We start from the raw sequence: 18,855 nt of genomic DNA, 5'->3' as shown, positions 1-18,855 counted from the left end.
GATGCTATGCCGAGTAACCCGCCAGGGGCAGCCAAGTCTACAGAAAGCACTTTGGGATTTATCAACCACTCACCCAAATATGCCATCGCGTATACACACCCAAACGGGCGCTGGATTCAGGACAGAAACTCTACATTCAGACTAAATACAAACAAAAACAAATAACCAGGTGATTTCTGTTAACTGAATCAATTCCATGCCATCCTTGGCCTTCGCGGCAACATGCACACATAGAGAGGACGGCATCCAAGCACTACACCGCAACAATCCACAAGAAACACACCGAGCCATCAACCGGCCTTACCCATTGTGCCGATCACTCCTTCAACATCCCGAGCGGTAATCGAACCAAGGAATTGCTTAGCGACAGTACCATCAGGAGCAATTAAATAACTCATTGGCAAACCACGCGGCACCGCGAAATCTTTAGGAGGGTTCGAAACATCAACGAGAATGATCGGATAAGCAACAGGATGCGACCGTAAGAACGTCAGAATCTCCTCCGGCGTACTGTCCTCGTAAGCAAGTCCAACCACTTCAACGTCCCTCCGCCGCCGGTATAACGCCGACAACTCGGGCATCTCCTTCAAACATGGCTCACACCACGTAGCCCATACATTCACCAATACCCACTTACCACGATGCGCAGCCAGATCGTATGGTTTGCCAATGACCGTCTTCCCCTGCAATCTCGGACGGTGAGCCATGCGCTGCTGCGTGGCAGGATCTGCAACCCCTGCGCTGGACACCTTCTGCACAGCAGACACAGCCGATGCTTCAAGCAAGCCCGGGCAAACAACGCACAACACCGCGTAAACGACACCCAACACACGTAAGTTCATACAGTATCTCCACAGCATTGACAGAGACCATTCACCATACAATGGTCGAATAATACGATGCTTCCATCGTCCCAAACCAAATAATACAAACAACCACTGCTACTACTTCCGACTGTACAGCAATACCGAAGAGACAAAACGCACGCATCAAGCGTTAGTGCAGCAAACTTCCATCACCGATACAAAATTAGAACAAAATAATAAGAACGATTTATTCGGATCGACAGCCAAAGACCAAGGGCAAACATCCCAGAAAGACACCAAACAATACTCAGACCACGTTGCATAAAATCCACAACATATTGAGGCAAGTCGCGGCAGTGAGTGTGTTGGAGCGACGGAAATTAGCAAACATAAAATTTGGCTATTTATTATGTTTACTTGCATACAGATAATCGTTATTCGCATCCATGAAAAACTCCGCTGAAGCGGGATGGGCTAGTTCATAAATCACCGATAACAATGCATCCAATGCAGGGTTTGACGCCGTACGAATCCTTGCCTCTTTCATTGATGCACCGATTAAAGAATAGTTTGGTGTGACGGTTGAGATTCATCTGTATAGGACTGTGCATCTTAGTCGCTTTGAAGCATAGCGATGTACGCATTCGCTATCTGATCGAATAGGGAAGGATCGTAGTGTTCTGAAAGCGGAAGTCCGGCTGAGCTGGGCTGAGGCACAATAAATGTTTGATAGAAGTTTTGGCGCTGTTCCGGCGTTGCAGCAGAGGGACAACAAATCGCTCAGCGAGTGTATCAATGCGTAGACGAAGTGGTGAAGCCAACGCAGTGAGTATTAACGTAGGCAACTTGCAAGGTATGATGCATGCATAATCATTTATCGATAGGTCTGCATTCCCCTTTCTGTTCCGGCCACAGAGAATGCCCCATCATCTCAACACCTTAAGTGCAGACTGACGACCAACATCGAAAATAATCACTCTTGCACACGGCCTAACATACACACAGCAGTTGCCAATACCGCTGCCCTCTGGATTCACTCATGAATACTCCCACACACACTCACCCACATCCGTTCGGCTCCACGGCAACGATCCGCTGCGAACGTGCCGCTGCCGAACTGCGTACTGGTCGGCCTGTCCTGTTGATTGATGCTCATGCGCGTCGGCATGCGGTCATGGCTCTGGATAGCATGACCGCTCAAAGCTTTGCGACATTTGCGAACGCTGTCGGCAACACTCACTACCTATTCCTGACTCCAGTACGCTCCAACGTGCTCGGCCTGGAGGCTCCCCAAGGCGCACGCATCCCACTGGCGACCCTGTCCTACGACAGCCTGGCCAAGCTCGCCTACCTGCGTCAGCCAACACGCCCAACAGCATGGGCGCCTGGAGACATCATGGATGCAGCAGCGACAGAGATCACTCGACTTGCCCTGCTCCTGCCAGCAATCGTCGCCGCCCCATTAACCCAGCATACCGAACATGCCTTTGCAGATTGCCAAACACTTGACTTAGCAGATCTCGATACCGCTGCCGCGTGCGCCTCCACAACAGAGTACGAATTGGTCACACGTACTCCGGTGCCACTACGTGATCTAGGCATGAGCGAATTCATCGTATTCCGTGGTGGCATTGCACAGCGCGACCAAGTTGCGATCCTGATCGGTCGACCCGACCTAAGCAGTGCAGTCCCCGTGCGCGTGCATTCCTCCTGCCTAACCGGTGACCTCTTTGGCTCGCTCAAGTGTGACTGCGGCGACCAATTGCGTCATAGCTTGGCCACACTAAAAGCCCTTGGCGGTGGTGTGCTGCTGTACTTGGACCAAGAAGGACGTGGAAACGGAATTGCCGCAAAAATACGCGCCTACGGCTACCAACATGTAGGACTGGATACGATCGACGCAGATGCACAGCTCGGATTCGGTCCGGACGAACGCCGCTACACCGGTGCAGTGATGATGCTACGCGCGCTAGGCATCACCCGGATACAACTGCTATCCAATAATCCCGCAAAAGCAGAGCGCTTACGCGCGGCAGGAATCATCGTCAAGCAACGCATCTCGGTGATAGGACAGATCACCAAACAGAACGAACACTACCTGCGCACCAAAGTCAGCCGTGCCGGCCACGACCTGGACATAGATGCCTTAATCATGACATCACAGAGACCTCAAGACCCATCGGAAACTGTCGATGGAGAGACCGTAAAACCCATCGCAAAAACCGGCCACGCATAATGCACCTATATTCCCTTCCACCCTGACGATAAACACCATCTCATCTCCTTGGTGACACTCGACAACAGCATTACCGTGGCATTGCCTGCACATACTGCCGCTGTACAACCACACCAAGTCACCTCATTCACCCATGCTTATGCTCTGCTGATGATCTAAGAAGTCACACGCCAGCGCCCACAGCGACCGTACCCACTTACCACAGCAACAGTAGGTACGACATTACGATTCATCGACAGTCGTCGCACTACATGCGATTGCCACAGTACATGAACTGTAGCGGCGCATTGATCGCAGCACGACGTGACATCGTTTGCACGACTGAGCATACGGACGCACACGCATCACGCACTCCACATACACACACCAACAACAGACAGGTAAGAGCGCAAACATCTCTCGTAACATCAAAGCACACAGCAACACTCACAGCCACGCAGGCCCCCAATAGCCGATGCGTTTACGCAGCTTGAACTTACGCCATAGATTCAACGGCTTGGTGCGGCGATTACGTCCTCCCTCAGCGACGAAGGCATCAATAGCCTCAAGGACGCGCTCACTAGAACGGCCATCCCAGTATGGATGGATCGCATCCGCATAGGCACGGATGGCAGACAGCAGTTCCGGCGGACGGGACAAGGCACGCCGGATCGCCGACTCAAACTGAGCGGGATCATCAATATCGATCAGTTGTGGCCCAGGATTCCTGTTTTTAAACGTTACAACTGGCTTGCAGGTCAACAGGAACTCGTTCAGCGCCGAAGAAGTGTCGGAACACATCATGTCGACATGCGGAAACAGCTCAAGAATATTGTCATTATCGGAAAAACACAGATGCTCGCTCTGCAGCGCACGATAGCGCGCGACCACATCTGGATTCATCTTCGGATGGAACGTCACAATCCAACGCCACTCACCACGCAACGACAAACGCTTGATCTCATCGTAAAGGATGTCAGCTGCGCTCCACGATGGCGAGAACGTCGAATGATAGAGAATCACTGGTGGCTGGCGTACTGGAACCAATGCTTGGCTCATCTCACCCATAAACGGATCGATCTTTGGCCATCCGGTCTGCTTCACTGCAAAGTGGCCGAGCCTGTCGGCCAGCTCACCGAACGCAGCAGTATCACGCGGGCCAGTAGTGCAATACAGATCAAAGAAACCACGGCTATAGACATGACGCGGTTTGCCCGCATTGAAGCCATGAAACACCTCAACCTTCACACCTGGAAAAAAATGCGGCACCGCATTACTACTGGTGATCACCGCGTATGGCTTCCAGAGACGCACCTGCGCCACACTGAGTAACTGCTCGTCAGCCGCAAGGTCCTCTGCGCCTGGACCATCGAAGAACCATGCTGCCTCATCACCACGCGCCCGAATCGCTGCCTGTAGCGGACGCAGAATCGCCAGTGCATAGCGTTCTGATCCGTACAACAAATAGTGCTTCTTGTTCATTCATGCTCCAAACGATGCTTACACAATTGTGTGCGCGCCTGTTGGATCGAATCAGGATTGCGCCGCATCTCGTAGTAACGCATCCGCTTATAGAGCGCATAACTGGCAGCCGTCTGCGCCACCACAAACCCACGCCAACCATCGAGTATCGCCAAGCGGAGCACATAATCCTTTAAGAAAGCAGCCACAAATACCAACGGCGCTTGCCACATACGCGCCGACCGCGCTTTGCTATTCCAGTCCAACGCTTTTAACTCGGCATAACGCAACACCTTCAACTGCTTGTGCACCAACGTCGGATTGTGCAGATGATGGAACGGAGCAACAAACTCAGCGCTGCGACCATCAAAACACAGCGATTCATGAACACGCACTTCAGTCCAAAAGGCGCGGCGACGATGATACACACGGGCCAAGTGCTCCCCCACCATCGGCCGGTACCAACGCATCGGTGCCCCCATGTACCAGGTACTGCGGCGCAGCCAAATTGCGGCTAATGGCTTCTCACGACCTTCATCCAACAGCAACTCCGGCAAACGCCGCAAACATTCTTCACGTAGCAAGTGCGACAGAAATTCGTCAGCATCAAGGACTAAGATCCAATCATAGGTCGCTTGCTCAGAAGCAAAATTGCGTTGCGGTCCAAACCCCAACCACGCCTGCTCGACCACACGAGCGCCATGAGCGCGTGCAATCTCCACCGTTTCATCCGTACTGCCACAATCCACCACGAGTTTTTCGGAAACAAACGGCACACTGTCCAAGCAACGTGCGATATTGGCCGCCTCGTTGTAGGTCATCACCACCAAACTCATGGGCAACAACACGGCAGACTCTGCCTGGGGACTGTGATCCTCTCGCTCCATTCGCATCTATACTCTTTTCAGGCTGTTCTGATAAAGAATCAGAATTATAAAGCGCCCCGCAACTTCACCTCACGCAACGCCAAACCAATACACACACCAACTGCCACCGCATAAAAACTTGTACTCATCTGATGCGAAAACATCGACTGGGTCATACCACATAACATGTAAGACACCACCAGCATCACTCCAGTCGCTGCTGGGCCACGAAAACTCTTACGGCCACCCGCCGCGTACAGACGCAGTAGCAACACAAACGGCACACCATAAATGGCCAAAATCGCCAACAATCCAGGGACCCCCTGAGTCGCCGCCCATTCGGCAAGATCATTATGAGCGTGCCGTAGATGGCAACGCACCAACCACTCATCACCACGGCATACCGGTAACAAGGTCATCGCACGATCAAACTGCCCGATCCCAACACCCATCAATGGTTTGCTCAAGAACGTGGCATAAGCAACTTGAAGGCGCTCCAGACGCGCGCCTGTGGAAGAATCACTGTCACCGCTCTCAAGTCGGCGTATATCGGCCTGGAACTCCACCAACCGCATCTGCTCAGTGACTTGCGGTACCTCCAAAGCCAATGCACCTCCACCTAGCACCAAACCAGCTAGCAACAATAAACGAACACGCAAGCTGGCCCAACGGACACTCATGGTCAACACAAGTAACACCACGGCCATTGCTAACAAAACCCCACGGCTACCACTGAGCACAATCACAGCACTGCACGCCAGTAACACCAATGACGGCAGTAACCAACTTTGCTTAGGGCGCGCGAACACCACCACAATGGTCAGTGCCATAGTGACGTCGGCAAGCACAATGGCATTCACCCAACCTTCTGCACGCGTCTCGCCACGCAATATCTGAATCACTGCCAGCAGCAGAACCCCAAATACACCTAGAGCAGCGCCACACCACAACCATTGCTTGCGAGGTCGCAACGCATACACCCAAAGAGCGGACCAAGGCAACAGAAGAAAGCGTGTCCTGATATCTAAATCACGCAACCCCAGGTGCATGACGATGATAGACAGCAACGACAACAGCAACACACTCAGGGCTAATAAAAATAAAGTGCGCAGCGGCGCCGCAATTTCCGACGTGGCACGACGCAATCGGCCAAAGTACAACACACTCGTTGTCACCAGCACGAAGCCAAAAGGGGCAAGGCCGACTGGCAGACAGATGGCTAAAGCACCAAATAAAAATAAGCCAAGCTCAGCACCAATACGCGCCCAAGCCAAGCCACGCTGGGATTTTAGCATTGTAAACGTCGTCAACAGAGGAGGATCCCGGTTAGGGCGTAACTAAGTGAATAATCTCACAAAAAAAGCCGCTTACACTGTCCATCATATAGCCACTACAGCAAGACCGTATAATCTTAAATAGATAGAAAATCGTAGTAACGGTCAGTCAAAACACGCTCCTTTAACAACCGTTCCAAGCAAGCAATCAGTAACACCCAAAGGTGTCTTGCTCCAGAGACTGAAGAAAGATCACTTACAGCACATTCCTGACCATACCAACACCATTTGATTCCCACATCTGCACACAGCCGCACACCATCAAAATGCAATATTCTCGAAAATAGGCCCCGCTTAAACAAGCGACAATGGCGCTGTGTTGTTCGGTCTTGAAGCATCAGTTCACATAACACATTCAATTGAATTGGATAGTAACTTGATGCCCCTGATAGATAGTTTCACTAACTTAATCACAATAGAAAGCAGTGCGAACACACCGCATCGAATGTAAGCGCTATATCTGCGCCCTTTCATACGAGAACAGTGTACGTGAGCAAACTTTCCGAACGCGTTCGTGAGGCACGCAATCTATGCAGTCTGACCCAGGAGGCATTGGCCAGTGATCTTGGGGTTACACCCAGTGCGGTTGCCCAGTGGGAGATGGAGCAAGGGACCAAGCCATCTGTAGAGAACCTGATTGCCTTGGCGCGCCGTACCGGTATGGCTTTTGAATATCTTTCCACAGGTCGAGGCAAACCTGATTGTGGGAAACCGATCAGCAGCATCTCCGAACCAACACCGACCTACCAGAAATTCGATTCACAACAAAAGCTGTTGCTGGAACAATTTGCCAAACTCACGCCGCGTCAACGCAGCGGGCTGCTCGAATTGCTGGGAACCCCATTTGACACACTGCGCCGATGAGGCCGGAACATGATTCAATAGGATTTCGGAACCCTCCATCATCACACTTCGATGAATCAGCTCCCACCATCCCTGGTTAGATTTCTCCGCCCACAACCACCCCCTTCGCCAACCACAAACAATGCACCATTGGTCGAGACGGGAATAGCAACACCCTCTCCTGAAACAATGCCTCAACAGGTCTACTCGCACATACCAAATGCAAGCCCTGCTGAAGCACCAACCTTTGCACATCCAATAGAAAACGTCTTGGCGACGCAGCGTAACCGTCGCCTGAACGCTCTACTGATCACCGTCTTAACCTTCACACTGGTGTTGCAGTTATTACTTGCTGACCGCGCACGTTTGGCCAGCAATGCTGCATGGCGGCCCTTGCTTAACACACTCTGTACCGTTCTGCGGTGCTCATTGCCGGCTTGGCATGAACCGACAGCCTTTACAATGCTGCAACGTAATGTCCAACCCTTACATGGGTACCCTGGTGTCCTGGAAATAGAAGCGACCTTCCGCAACGATGCACGCTGGGAACAGGCTTGGCCGTACTTGCAACTATCGCTGTCCGATGCCGACGGAAAAATCATCGGCAGTAGCACCTTCACGCCGACAGAGTATCTAGGTCACCCTCCACGTCCCAATGAGAGGCTAACCCCCGGTCAAAGTGCCCATATCGTTTTCCGTGTACATGAGCGGGAAGCAAACACTGCTGCCTTCACCTTTGAATTTCGCTAAAACACACGTGGCATAAGCAACGGTCACGCGCTAGACTTGCCCTCCGCAAAGCGCCTGCCAGACGTCCAAAGCCCGGAAATTTCCGTTGAACGTAGTACCCTCCCGTCCCGAAGTCAGCCGTGGCTCCCCAAAGTCCCCCCTACGTGAACATGTAGCTCAAGTGGTGCGCCGTTATTTGCGTGATCTTGATGGCTGCGATGCCAATGATCTCTACAACATGGTGCTGCGCGAAATGGAGATTCCTCTCTTGGTAGAAGTACTGAACCATTGTGAAGGGAATCAGAGCCGTGCTGCTGCACTGCTTGGCATTCATCGCGCCACACTACGTAAGAAACTCAAAGAGTACGGATTAGTTTGAGGTGGTTCTGGATACGATGTTCAAAACTGTAAAGATACACATGCAGCTCTGTACCATCGGTTCGTTATGTTTCTCCATCGAACAAAGACGGGAGCAGCAGCAGAGCCCCCATGCATTGCCCGCATTGCAGCCAGCCAACGGCATCAAGTCACCGAAAAGGATAGGAAGCGAAAGTAATTTATTCCTTCAAACACGTCATCCACCCATAACGGTCTGGCAAACGGCCGTACTGGATGTCGGTCAGTTCCTTGCGCAACGACAGAGTAACTTCGCCAGGTGGTGCGTTGATGTTTCCGACCGAAAAACCCTCCGCTTTCAATTCACCAATTGGAGTGATCACAGCAGCCGTACCGCAAGCGAATACCTCGCTGATCGCACCGGAAACCACGCCCTCTTTCCACTCCTCAATTGCTACCTTACGTTCCTCAACACACATCCCTCGATCACGAGCAAGCTGCAAGATACTCTCGCGGGTGATACCTTCGAGGATGCTGCCAGACAACGCTGGTGTGACCAAGGTGCCGTCTGTGTAGACGAGAAACACATTCATCCCTCCCAGCTCCTCCAGGTATTTGCCCTCAACCGGATCAAGGAACAGTACCTGAGAGCATCCCTGGGTCTGCGCGACCTGTTGCGGCAGCAAGGAGGCGGCATAATTGCCACCACACTTCACCGCGCCCGTGCCCCCTAGGGCAGCACGGGCACAGTCTGTCGACAACCAGATCGACACGGGAGTAACGCCTTTAGCGAAATACGGGCCAGCAGGGCTGGCGATCAGGTAGTAAGAGGCGTGCTGCGCAGCACGCACGCCTAAGTACGCTTCTGTGGCAATCATGAAGGGACGAAAATAAAGGCTGGTTTCTGGTGCTGAAGGAACCCAGCGGGCATCCACTGCAATGAGTTGACGCAAAGATTCTGTAAACAGTTCCACCGGCAACTCTGGCAGCACTAATCGTTTGGCCGAACGCTGCAAGCGGCGAGCGTTGGCCTCCGGGCGGAACGTCCAGATCGAACCATCAGCATGGCGATATGCTTTGATTCCTTCGAAAATCTCTTGCCCGTAGTGCAGCACAGCAGCGGCAGGATCTAGCAACAATGGCCCATAGGCGCGCACCTGGGCGTCGTGCCAATCATTGTCCTTATCCCAGGCGATAGCAATCATATGATCAGTGAAATGAACACCGAACCCTGGCGCTTGCAGGATCATAGAGAGCTCTTCATCAGAAGTGGTAGACAATGAGCGGGCAATATCGAACGAAATGGACACTAGAAAATTCCTGTTGAAGCAGAAGCAAAAGGGCAGAAGGAGCAGGCAGCAACGGATCGGAGCAGGCAGCAACGGATCAGGGAAATCTAGATTTCAAAACATACCTGTCTCAAGACGCGCACTTTCAGACATCATGTGACGGCCCCAAGGCGGATCAAAGACAAGTTCGACATTGGCTTCAACAACCGTTGGAATCAACTCCAATTTGGAACGCACATCGTCAACCAATATGCCGCCCATACCGCATCCCGGAGCCGTCAAGGTCATTTTGACCTGTACGGTACGTTGGCCATCGTCGCGATGTCCCAACATTGCTTCATACACCAAGCCTAAATCAACAATATTGAACGGTATCTCCGGGTCGAAACAGGCGCGCAATTGCTGCCACACGAGTTGCTCTACTGCTGCGTCACTGGCATCGTCAGGAAGTTGCAACCCTGGGGGTGGCTCTTTGCCAATCGCATCGCCATCTTTACCAGCAATACGGAATAAATTGCCATCGACAAACACTGTATAGCTACCACCCAATGCCTGAGTGATGTAACCATAGCTGCCCGCTGGGAGGGTGACGAAATCCCCCTGCGGCACCATCACGGCTTCACAATCACGTTCAAACTGAACAGGTTCGCTGCTACGGGAATACATACATGGATAGAGAGCCACGCCATCAAGAGGCAAGAGAGCGATTGTATCGTGTTCGCGCGCCTTACTCGGCAGTGTATGTCCGAGTCCGAAGGGAAACACCGTATCCTAAGCTTTCTCCAAGGAAGTCATGATGCCCCCACACTCCACGCCCAACAGGGCCGTACACTGGCTTTGGCCTCCCCTATTGCTCCTTGGGTGCAGTATTGCCCTCATCGCCTGGATACTGATTGCCCTTGTCAGTGAACATCAAGCCGGCTGGTTCGCATTTGCTGTAGCGCTTGATGTGGCCGGCATGCTCCATCTAGGTACGCTGCGTAGAGGTTGGTTGCGCCTTAGTGTGGCGCTGACCGCAACCCTGGGAACGATCTTGGCCGCAAACTGGGGTATCGCCGCAACTCAAATCGGTATCGTCATGGGCTTAGATCCATGGTCTTCTGCATTGAAGATGGGCCCACATCTTGCATGGACCTTGTCAACATTGGCCAATCAGAGCTTTGACCTGATTTGCTATGCCGCTGCCTTCCTATTGAGCTGGGGTTTGGCACGTCGATAAGCCCAAACGCAACTAGACACACCAACCAGCGAAGACACTGACGGATTGTTGAGAAACTGTAACAGGCCGGTGCTATACCCCATGGCCATTCTCCCCACACATCCTGTGTCTCGGGAATGCTCGCTTCAACATCGAACCAAGTCCCCACCTCCATCTTACAAAAGCGGTTGGCATCAACATCATCGAATTCCCCCATCAGGCTCCACTGCTCAAATTCAAATTGCACTCTCCGGTGAAGATAGAGAGCAACAAGCTGATCTCAGGAATGGTCTAAAAACGATTTCTCCACGTTTCGACAATCTCCTGCAATGTGTCATACAGGAGAGTAATCGCCAGCTTTACGGCATCCCCATGCAGACCGAGGCTACCGAACGTTTTCAGTAACCCCTGTTGAAATACATGTAAACAAGATTTGGCAACGATCCGGCGACACGTTTCAGCCAGTTCATCAACGCCTGTCCTATTCTCGCACTCATGCAACAGAATCATTGGCAGATAATGCTGCCAAAGCTGACGTATGAACTCCTCATCGCACGCGGCAATTAGAAGGCCATTCAAATGTTTGTGCAATTCCTTTCCAGCAAGGAGATGCGCCGTTGTGTTTCAGCAATGCGACGCTCCACAATCCCGACCTGACATCGGTGTTGCATCAGGAACTCGAGAAACGCCTGCTCCAAGCTCAAAAAGATCGAAAATTGTGCTTAAAGTCGGACATCAGGCGCTTAACGATCTCTTCGACCTTCCCCATGAGTGCTAGATCAACAGGAGTGCTACCAACGTTAGTATCGCAGGCATCAGTCAATGCATTAAGCAAACACCTGACCGGGGGAGTCTTTCGCACGAACACTCCGTCTATTAATGAAATACGCCAATAATCGATCTAACAGCTTCTGGGGATGTGCTTCTACTTGGCTTGCAGCAACGACAGCACAACAAGTATTTCGTGTTGACTCAGCAGCCGCTGCGCAACGTCAAAGGACTTTCCCGCGCCGAGCACACGTCTGCTGTAGTAACCCGGGCAACGTCTCCAATAACATCTCCTGATTACCGTTGAGATGTCCGCAAGAAACATCTTCACACTCATGCAGGCGGTAGGCAACCTGGAACCACTCACGATTGCGTTCCCAAAGTTCCATGAATTCCAACGCGCAAAAAAAGGCGTATTGTTTACCGTGTTTCTCCGGCTTCGCCCCTGCCTCAACGGAAAAATACTTGTCTCCTGCATCACTGGTAATGGCGGTCTGAAAATTTGCGCCAGGTGCTCAATCTTAGCCAACTGTTTGTCGAATATCCGATACACGCGTACGAGCGGCTCTCACAGATCACGCTCACACCGCCGATGCCAGCTCACAAGCGCCCAAAGCCTTATACACTGCCACACCGAGATGCTTAGGACCGAACGGATTACAGTTGGCATCCAGTTCGACTTCCCCCAGAAATCACCCCAAGCGCCAGTCCAAACAAGCCAGAAGTTGCGTATATTCACGCGACAACGAAGCGAGCCACCTCAGCACGTTCAAACAAAACCGTGTCAAAGCACTTGATGCAACGAACGAAAACATTAGCGATCCTCAGCAAGGCCAAGACACACATCTGCTCCAACAATCGGCTCACGCTCGACAATACTACAAAAACTGGACGTAACCTTTATGCAGAAAGGCTCCCCCAGCGTAGCAGGCGTCAATAAAACCAACTAATCCAGCATCCCCCCCCTATGCATGGGAAGCAGAGTCATCAACTCATCAAAGAATCTCCAGCACGGTGCAAACGTAACCGCCCTAAGCACATCAATGTGGAAAGCTCCTCTGGAGCGGTCACACACAAACGTCGACCACGATGATTAACAAACATCAATCGTCCTGAAATTGGGCTAACCCAAGATAATTGGCCACTTTGGATACGACCATCAATGCCAATAAAGTCTAACCAGGTCCCCAGGGGAAGCTCACGAAAATAGGAAGGACTCGCAGTATTCAACTCGGATGTAGCCGACGTATCCGGTACTGAGATGAACGTATCAAAACTCTGAGTCTGCGTCGATGTGGCAATCACTGACGATTGTGGCGTGGCCGCCGCCAACACATGCTGCAAATTGGCAAACCCAGCTTCAGCTTCAACCAGAGTCATCCCAGCAATACAGAAAGCCTCCAATATCCCAGCACGCTCCTCATACAACCAAGGTCGTTCCGGGATGCTTCCCTCGCTGGCCTGACGCCACTGGACCAGCAATGCATCTCCCAATGCCAGGACTGCCTTAAGCGCTTGGCCGTTATCATCATTAAGCAACGCAACCTGCTGTACATGAGCACACCAGATGCGCCTAAGAAAATGTTCAATCTGTTGAGGCAACACATGTCCCAGAAGGCACTGCTTCAGTGCATCATCAGCAACCCGTTGAGCCTGTTGACGTCGCTCTTCGGTGATCTCACATTCAGCCACATGACGCTGGGTATTCCGCGTTTTGGCCACATACTGCTCATAATGCATACTCAATGCGGCTTGCTGCGTCTGGAACAAAGTCACATCATCATCGAATTCACGGACTACCGTCTCTACAGTCTCGCGCACCTGCATCAATAACGCATGCTCAGCTGGATCCTCCCCCTTGTTGCCATTGCAAGCATCGACTAACAACATCAGTAACCGCCATACCGGATGGTGATCAGTCTCTAATAAACAACTGTCACGCAATGCAACCTTCGCAACCGGCACCAACAAGTGCCCAATCCACACACGCGATTGTGGATATAAGCAACTATCACGCAACATCGCCTCGAACAGCCGTCCGACCACATCAAGCCTATGTTCATCCTCAGGTTGGATGTATATCCCGGATGGATCTGCCACACCAAGTATGGCCGCCGCCTTCAGAATCTGCTCACGCAAACCCCTCGCCAATCCTAGACCAGTCTCGACCACCGCCTGATAACTCGCCTGTGCCGAAGTCTGCAAGAGAGAAAGCGCTGATAGCAATTCACACGGAAACAATACGCGCGCGCCCTGCGACACCTTGTGCGATGCTTGCCGCACATCGCGCAGCTCCTGCAACACATGGCTCAACTTAGTCGACATCTAGTGGGCATCCTGAAATATTTGCAACTTCCACGCCACCGCTCCAAACAAGCAGACGTACTCCTCAATTCAATCGGCAAAGGCATGCTAGATGAAGTCCTACTGATCTCAGAAACGAAAAACTTGTTCATGTACTCCTGAACACATCCAAAGAGACGGAACAACAAGTCCGTCTATACTTGAGTAAATCGACACTCAATAATCGAGACAATGAACACACTTTATCCCCTACACGCTTTGGATGCACGTCGCTCAGTACCCTCACGCCAGCTCAGCGAGCCAGGTCCAGATACGGCAACGCTGCGACGGATCCTACAATCAGCAGTACGTGTCCCCGATCACGGAAAGCTTGTGCCATTTCGGTTTCTATCTATTACTGGTCACGCACGTGAAGCGCTTGGTGAATTTTTGGTACAACGGACCCTGCAACGCGATCCAGATGCGCCGCAGACCATACTGGACAAAGAACGCGAGCGCTTTTGCCATGCGCCTGTAGTCATTACGGTAGTCGCACGGCTACAACCCACTCATCAAGTACCTAAACAAGAACAACTACTGACAACAGGCTGCGTTTGCTTTGCACTGCTGCAAGCCGCACAAGCCTACGGCTTTGGTGCTCAATGGCTCACCGGCTGGATGGCCTATGACCGCACCGTCGCCGAGTATCTCCATCTTGGTCCACACGAGCACATCATCGGCTTTATCCATATCGGCACACCACGCCTAGAAGTCCCTGAACGTGAGCGTCCGGATGTGGACGCATTACTCCATAACTGGACACCGTAAGCGGAACCGCATCATTTTTGACAAACCATGCCACGCATAAATTTGCCTACTCAATCTGAGTACACGTACATATCCGCAATAGCATTACCATTCAGGGACAGGCCCTGTTAACCAGCAGTGCCCTGCACGCAACCACGCACGTTCAAACACATGCAAGCAGATTCCAATATGATGAAGGTTATGTGCGTAGCATGATTCTTTGACCCTATGACTTTACGGCCACTCTGACAAGCAACCGCTCTGATCCCGTGCTCCCCTTCCTCACTCATCAAGATTTCACAGCAATGAATTCATCCAACAACACCCCACGCGTGCTCTTCGAAGGAAAGTACCAGCGCATGATCGTGAACGGCACTTGGGAATACTCTGAACGCGTCCACCCTGGTGGCCTGGCTGCAATTATCCTGGCAGTCATACCGGAAGATCGGATTATCTTCGTCGAACAATTCAGAATCCCCATACAGCAACGCACTATCGAAATGCCTGCGGGATTAGTCGGCGACATTGATGCTGGAGAATCGATTGAGCAAGCAGCCATCCGCGAACTAGAGGAAGAGACCGGCTGGACCGCTGACCATGCGGAAATATTGCTCATCGGCCCAGTATCGTCCGGAGCCAGCAGCGAGCGTATCGCTTTTGTACGCGCCACTGGATTACGTAAAGTCAGCTCCGGAGGTGGTGACATTGACGAAAACATCGTTGTACACGAAATCCCAAGTACACAAGCCGCAGCGTGGTTAGTGGAAAAGATGCATGCCGACTTTGCGATGGACCCAAAACTATGGGCGGCCCTATGGCTGATTGATCACGCCCTGGACGGCACCCCCATCAAATAAGCCCCCTACTCAATCCCCACACCACCGCAAGAAGCAACAATAACCCGAGTCGCATACGGGAAAAGACTGCTCATATACTCAAACATTTAGTTTTGCGAATGCCCCAGCCACATCAAACACTTCTCACTGCACCGCAGCCATCTCCGCCTCGATTTCATCAGCTGAGCGTGGTAACACTCCTGTCAGCACACAATGCCCATCTTCCGTAATCAATACATCATCCTCGGTACGTATACCAATGCCGCGCCACTTCGGGTGGACAGTCGTATCGTCCGGAAGAACGTATAACCCTGGCTCAATCGTAAATACCATGCCAGGCTCAAGTAATCGAGACTTACCATCAATGCGATAGTCACCAACATCATGCACGTCCAAACCCAACCAATGCCCAGTCTTGTGACGATAAAAGCGCTTGTAACTCTGATCAGCCAAATTATCCTCCAACGTGCCATGCAACAGACCAAGCCGCAGCAACCCCTCAGTCAATGTCTGCACCGCAGACAAATGACCAGCCTCATATGGCAACCCAGGCCGCGCCTGCGCTAATGCAACATCATAAGCAGCACCGACCAGATCGTATAGCGCACGCTGGGCAGGACTGAAACGACCGTTGACAGGAAAAGTACGGGTAATGTCAGCAGCATAACCGCGGTACTCTGCACCGGCATCAATCAACACTAAATCCCCATCACGACTGCATTCCGCATTGGCACAGTAATGCAATACGCACGCATTAGCGCCAGCAGCAACAATACTTGTATACGCCGGACAACTGTCAGCAGCTCGGAACACACGCTCAAGCTCAGCCTGCAACACATATTCAGAGACGCCAGGATGCGCATAGCGCAACGCGGCAAGATGCGCTTCGACACTGATATCAGCTGCACACTGAAGCAACACAATTTCATCATAAGATTTGAACAAACGCTGCTCATGCAGCAGATGCCCCAGGTCTATAAACTCGTGTGGAGAATCCGCAGCGTAGCGCACCTGATCACGCACACGATTGACCCAACCAATCAACCTTAGATCAAATTCAACATCACGACCGAAATGATAATAGACATGGGACCTACCTTCGAGCAGACCGGGTAAGATTTCGTCCAAATCATCAATCGGATACGCATCATCCATGCCGTACTGCTCGATTGCGCCATCGTACCCGGAACGTGGACCATCCCATGCCTCGCGCTCAGGATCGCGTTCGCGACAGAACAGCAGGACTTGACCATGGCAACGCCCTGGCACCAGCACCAACACCGCATCGGGCTCGGGAAAGCCGCATAGGTACCAAAAATCCGAATCCTGACGGTACGGATAATGAGTATCACGGCTACGTACCCGCTCAGGCGCAGCAGGCAGCACAACGATGCCCTGGGGACCAACCATCTTCATCAATTGACGGCGACGACGCCCATATTCGGCAGGGGCAATGCCTGTATGTTTCTTCACGATTCGATTCAATTAAGACGCTGAGGAGCGCACGGACCAATCAAACAGTCCCCATGCAGCAACAACACTGCCACACGCACGAATTCTTCAATCTCTTCCAATGACCCATCCTCCTTCTCTTCATTCATGTCGAAGTCGTCGACTGATGCTTGGGCCAACTTAGCTAGATCACGCAGGATCTCATCACCTTCCGCAGACAGTACCGAACGGCAGTGAGCCGCCAAGCCAAAGCCACCCAGAAAAGCACGACACCACTCAAATAGAGCGTGGGCACGTGCGGCCAAAGTCGCTCCATCATCGGCCAACAGTAATTGAAAGGCGAAATCAGGATCCTCCAATTGCGACGCAGTGGCCTGATAGAGCCGTTCAAGCACACTCCCTTTGGGAGGCGCAGCCACTCCCGCATCGGCTAGAATCATTGCCAACCAATCAGGCCCATTGCACCCTCCACCGGCTAACAAACCGGATAGGCTGCCATGAAGCTCTGGAGCAGTGACAGACAAACCCATCTGCTGGCTTTCTTGTTCCACCGCAATCACTTCAGGAAGATGCATGGGAGATTCCATTTAAAGCGGGCAGTAAAGATCTTTATTTAAGCTCATGATACTGCAGACTCTGAAGATTTCCAGTGTAACAACTTTTACATGGACATACGCAGGCCTACTCGTTTCTTGAAAGCTAATCGAACGACAGATAGAGGGCACTCCCCACACGTGCTTGACCAACACTCCAAACGGCACCTAGTCTTGCACGCATGGATCAGCCTGATGCCCTCACCGAACTCCACTCTCTAGCAGCGCAGCTAGAGAGGCTGATCGAATACTGTCAACGTTTAGCTGAGGAAAATCACAATTTGCGCTGCCAGCATCATCAGATGATGCTTGAACGTCGCGAACTTCTAGCAAAAAACGAACAAGCACGCTCGCGCGTTGAAGCAATGATTACACGTCTTAAGACCCTGGAGCAGCACACGTGAGCGATACTGAACCGGTCAGCATACGCATCCTCGACCGTGAATATACCGTCGGAGTTGGCATCGAAGAACGCAAGGGCTTAATCTCTGCAGCACAACTGCTCGACGCACACATGCGTGAGATCCGCAGCAGCAACCGCATGGCATCCATAGATCGCATCGCAGTACTTGCAGCACTCAACTTAGCTCACGAGCTGCAACAACTACATGAAAAACACGCGGATAGAGAGCGTGTATTGCTGACAGCACTGGATACACTGCAACAGCGCCTGAAGAATGCGATGGATACATCCCATTGACTGTTAACGTCAAAAGCTATCATTTAGCTCAATGTAAAATAGACTACAAAAATGCTTCACGATGGATATAATCACTAAGCGTTCTCTGCTGTGAACGACGGCGCGTGCAAACATTTAGCCTTGTCCCTTAATCACGACCAAGGAGGCGCGACGATACCGGGAGTGCAAGTCTGCCTTAGGAGCGGAAAGCCCAATGGTATTTCAACGCCGCCACTTGAACCACTGGTTCAAGGTCGTTTCGCGAGCATCGTCATAGCGGAGAATGCAATGCTTGCTTACAAACAAAATTTTGTAGGTGGCTCTTCATTTTTTGAAAAAAATTCTCCATTCATCTGAAAA

Annotated in this window: 20 protein-coding genes, 1 other RNA gene and 1 pseudogene; 10 read left to right on the top strand and 12 right to left on the bottom strand. The window is 51.8% G+C overall.

What is annotated here, in order from left to right:
- Positions 1-290: 290 nt before the first annotated feature.
- Positions 291-842 carry a TlpA family protein disulfide reductase gene (locus F7G16_RS07870; protein ID WP_004091145.1) on the bottom strand — a complete coding sequence of 184 codons (552 nt, stop codon included), beginning with the start codon at positions 840-842 and terminating at the stop codon, positions 291-293.
- A 1,003-nt stretch (positions 843-1,845) separates the two neighbouring features.
- Here F7G16_RS07870 and ribA point away from each other — a divergent pair.
- Entirely contained in the window at positions 1,846-3,042 is a 1,197-nt protein-coding gene (gene ribA / locus F7G16_RS07865) for a GTP cyclohydrolase II RibA (protein ID WP_004091147.1), read from the top strand.
- Positions 3,043-3,468: 426 nt separating this feature from the next.
- On the opposite strand, the gene F7G16_RS07860 is transcribed toward ribA, so the two are convergent.
- Genes F7G16_RS07860 through F7G16_RS07850 form a run of 3 tightly spaced genes read right to left on the bottom strand, consistent with a single transcriptional unit; the run spans position 3,469 to position 6,643 of the window.
- Complete coding sequence (locus tag F7G16_RS07860; protein ID WP_004091149.1) at positions 3,469-4,503, bottom strand: CDP-glycerol glycerophosphotransferase family protein; 1,035 nt, start codon at positions 4,501-4,503, stop codon at positions 3,469-3,471.
- Positions 4,500-5,375 carry a glycosyltransferase family 2 protein gene (locus F7G16_RS07855; protein WP_004091151.1) on the bottom strand — a complete coding sequence of 292 codons (876 nt, stop codon included), beginning with the start codon at positions 5,373-5,375 and terminating at the stop codon, positions 4,500-4,502. Before F7G16_RS07855 ends, F7G16_RS07860 begins: the two co-directional genes overlap by 4 nt.
- Before the next feature lie 38 nt (positions 5,376-5,413).
- Positions 5,414-6,643 (bottom strand): O-antigen ligase family protein, encoded by a 1,230-nt coding sequence (locus F7G16_RS07850; RefSeq protein WP_004091152.1) that lies wholly within the window; start codon positions 6,641-6,643, stop codon positions 5,414-5,416.
- Positions 6,644-7,171: 528 nt separating this feature from the next.
- Here F7G16_RS07850 and F7G16_RS07845 point away from each other — a divergent pair.
- The 3 genes from F7G16_RS07845 (at position 7,172) to fis (ending at position 8,633) form a co-directional block, all read left to right on the top strand.
- Positions 7,172-7,546: a helix-turn-helix transcriptional regulator gene (locus F7G16_RS07845; protein WP_038232338.1), complete on the top strand. Its 375-nt coding sequence runs from the start codon at positions 7,172-7,174 to the stop codon at positions 7,544-7,546.
- A 168-nt stretch (positions 7,547-7,714) separates the two neighbouring features.
- Complete coding sequence (locus tag F7G16_RS07840; RefSeq protein WP_014607711.1) at positions 7,715-8,275, top strand: DUF3426 domain-containing protein; 561 nt, start codon at positions 7,715-7,717, stop codon at positions 8,273-8,275.
- Between the two features lie 85 nt (positions 8,276-8,360).
- A complete protein-coding gene (gene fis / locus F7G16_RS07835) occupies positions 8,361-8,633 on the top strand; it encodes a DNA-binding transcriptional regulator Fis (protein WP_004085493.1) in 273 nt (90 codons plus the stop codon).
- Between the two features lie 178 nt (positions 8,634-8,811).
- On the opposite strand, the gene F7G16_RS07830 is transcribed toward fis, so the two are convergent.
- Entirely contained in the window at positions 8,812-9,900 is a 1,089-nt protein-coding gene (locus tag F7G16_RS07830) for a branched-chain amino acid aminotransferase (protein WP_011097801.1), read from the bottom strand.
- 93 nt (positions 9,901-9,993) lie between these two features.
- Complete coding sequence (sufT, locus tag F7G16_RS07825; RefSeq protein ID WP_004091163.1) at positions 9,994-10,545, bottom strand: putative Fe-S cluster assembly protein SufT; 552 nt, start codon at positions 10,543-10,545, stop codon at positions 9,994-9,996.
- Positions 10,546-10,675: 130 nt separating this feature from the next.
- Here sufT and F7G16_RS07820 point away from each other — a divergent pair, with 130 nt between their 5' ends.
- Positions 10,676-11,098 (top strand): hypothetical protein, encoded by a 423-nt coding sequence (locus F7G16_RS07820; RefSeq protein ID WP_004091165.1) that lies wholly within the window; start codon positions 10,676-10,678, stop codon positions 11,096-11,098.
- Between the two features lie 270 nt (positions 11,099-11,368).
- On the opposite strand, the gene F7G16_RS07815 is transcribed toward F7G16_RS07820, so the two are convergent.
- From F7G16_RS07815 to F7G16_RS07800, 4 genes and pseudogenes are all read right to left on the bottom strand, one after another.
- Complete coding sequence (locus F7G16_RS07815; RefSeq protein ID WP_014607710.1) at positions 11,369-11,656, bottom strand: hypothetical protein; 288 nt, start codon at positions 11,654-11,656, stop codon at positions 11,369-11,371.
- Between the two features lie 121 nt (positions 11,657-11,777).
- On the bottom strand, positions 11,778-11,939 hold the full coding sequence (locus tag F7G16_RS12255; protein ID WP_012382551.1) for a DUF1631 family protein: 162 nt from the start codon (positions 11,937-11,939) through the stop codon (positions 11,778-11,780).
- A 130-nt stretch (positions 11,940-12,069) separates the two neighbouring features.
- The gene (locus tag F7G16_RS07805) at positions 12,070-12,234 is read right to left on the bottom strand and encodes a hypothetical protein (protein WP_012382550.1); all 165 of its coding nucleotides are present in this window, start codon (positions 12,232-12,234) and stop codon (positions 12,070-12,072) included.
- 625 nt (positions 12,235-12,859) lie between these two features.
- Positions 12,860-14,170, bottom strand: a pseudogene (locus F7G16_RS07800) (DUF1631 family protein); the annotation flags it as partial.
- Positions 14,171-14,380: 210 nt separating this feature from the next.
- Here F7G16_RS07800 and F7G16_RS07795 point away from each other — a divergent pair.
- Both F7G16_RS07795 and F7G16_RS07790 read left to right on the top strand, forming a co-directional pair.
- Complete coding sequence (locus tag F7G16_RS07795; protein ID WP_004091174.1) at positions 14,381-14,956, top strand: nitroreductase family protein; 576 nt, start codon at positions 14,381-14,383, stop codon at positions 14,954-14,956.
- 284 nt (positions 14,957-15,240) lie between these two features.
- Complete coding sequence (locus tag F7G16_RS07790; RefSeq protein ID WP_038232884.1) at positions 15,241-15,792, top strand: NUDIX hydrolase; 552 nt, start codon at positions 15,241-15,243, stop codon at positions 15,790-15,792.
- 123 nt (positions 15,793-15,915) lie between these two features.
- Here the strand turns inward: F7G16_RS07790 and F7G16_RS07785 are convergent, their stop codons facing one another.
- The gene (locus tag F7G16_RS07785; RefSeq protein WP_012382548.1) at positions 15,916-17,244 is read right to left on the bottom strand and encodes an aminopeptidase P N-terminal domain-containing protein; all 1,329 of its coding nucleotides are present in this window, start codon (positions 17,242-17,244) and stop codon (positions 15,916-15,918) included.
- An 8-nt stretch (positions 17,245-17,252) separates the two neighbouring features.
- On the bottom strand, positions 17,253-17,810 hold the full coding sequence (locus F7G16_RS07780) for a YecA/YgfB family protein (protein ID WP_011097797.1): 558 nt from the start codon (positions 17,808-17,810) through the stop codon (positions 17,253-17,255).
- Between the two features lie 188 nt (positions 17,811-17,998).
- Between F7G16_RS07780 and F7G16_RS07775 the strand changes: the two genes are divergently transcribed.
- The 3 genes from F7G16_RS07775 (at position 17,999) to ssrS (ending at position 18,782) form a co-directional block, all read left to right on the top strand.
- Positions 17,999-18,220, top strand: coding sequence for a TIGR02449 family protein (locus tag F7G16_RS07775; protein WP_004091178.1), 222 nt, complete (start codon positions 17,999-18,001; stop codon positions 18,218-18,220).
- The gene (locus tag F7G16_RS07770; RefSeq protein ID WP_004091179.1) at positions 18,217-18,516 is read left to right on the top strand and encodes a cell division protein ZapA; all 300 of its coding nucleotides are present in this window, start codon (positions 18,217-18,219) and stop codon (positions 18,514-18,516) included. Before F7G16_RS07775 ends, F7G16_RS07770 begins: the two co-directional genes overlap by 4 nt.
- A gap of 79 nt (positions 18,517-18,595) precedes the next feature.
- Positions 18,596-18,782, top strand: a non-coding RNA gene (gene ssrS / locus F7G16_RS07765) — 6S RNA.
- Positions 18,783-18,855: the final 73 nt, after the last annotated feature.

Source organism: Xylella fastidiosa, from assembly GCF_011801475.1.
Lineage (GTDB): Bacteria > Pseudomonadota > Gammaproteobacteria > Xanthomonadales > Xanthomonadaceae > Xylella > Xylella fastidiosa.
This window is presented reverse-complemented; position numbering and strand designations above follow the sequence as displayed.

Bases quoted from the DNA above. Each gene is read 5' to 3' on its own strand.
- F7G16_RS07860 (WP_004091149.1), bottom strand. From the start codon at position 4,503: ATGAACAAGAAGCACTATTTGTTGTACGGATCAGAACGCTATGCACTG.
- F7G16_RS07850 (WP_004091152.1), bottom strand. From the start codon at position 6,643: ATGCTAAAATCCCAGCGTGGCTTGGCTTGGGCGCGTATTGGTGCTGAG.
- F7G16_RS07840 (WP_014607711.1), top strand. From the start codon at position 7,715: ATGCCTCAACAGGTCTACTCGCACATACCAAATGCAAGCCCTGCTGAA.
- sufT (WP_004091163.1), bottom strand. From the start codon at position 10,545: ATGTATTCCCGTAGCAGCGAACCTGTTCAGTTTGAACGTGATTGTGAA.
- F7G16_RS07870 (WP_004091145.1), bottom strand. From the start codon at position 842: ATGAACTTACGTGTGTTGGGTGTCGTTTACGCGGTGTTGTGCGTTGTT.
- F7G16_RS07805 (WP_012382550.1), bottom strand. From the start codon at position 12,234: ATGGAACTTTGGGAACGCAATCGTGAGTGGTTCCAGGTTGCCTACCGC.
- F7G16_RS07820 (WP_004091165.1), top strand. From the start codon at position 10,676: ATGCCCCCACACTCCACGCCCAACAGGGCCGTACACTGGCTTTGGCCT.
- F7G16_RS07780 (WP_011097797.1), bottom strand. From the start codon at position 17,810: ATGGAATCTCCCATGCATCTTCCTGAAGTGATTGCGGTGGAACAAGAA.
- ribA (WP_004091147.1), top strand. From the start codon at position 1,846: ATGAATACTCCCACACACACTCACCCACATCCGTTCGGCTCCACGGCA.
- F7G16_RS07795 (WP_004091174.1), top strand. From the start codon at position 14,381: ATGAACACACTTTATCCCCTACACGCTTTGGATGCACGTCGCTCAGTA.
- F7G16_RS07775 (WP_004091178.1), top strand. From the start codon at position 17,999: ATGGATCAGCCTGATGCCCTCACCGAACTCCACTCTCTAGCAGCGCAG.
- F7G16_RS07855 (WP_004091151.1), bottom strand. From the start codon at position 5,375: ATGCGAATGGAGCGAGAGGATCACAGTCCCCAGGCAGAGTCTGCCGTG.
- F7G16_RS07790 (WP_038232884.1), top strand. From the start codon at position 15,241: ATGAATTCATCCAACAACACCCCACGCGTGCTCTTCGAAGGAAAGTAC.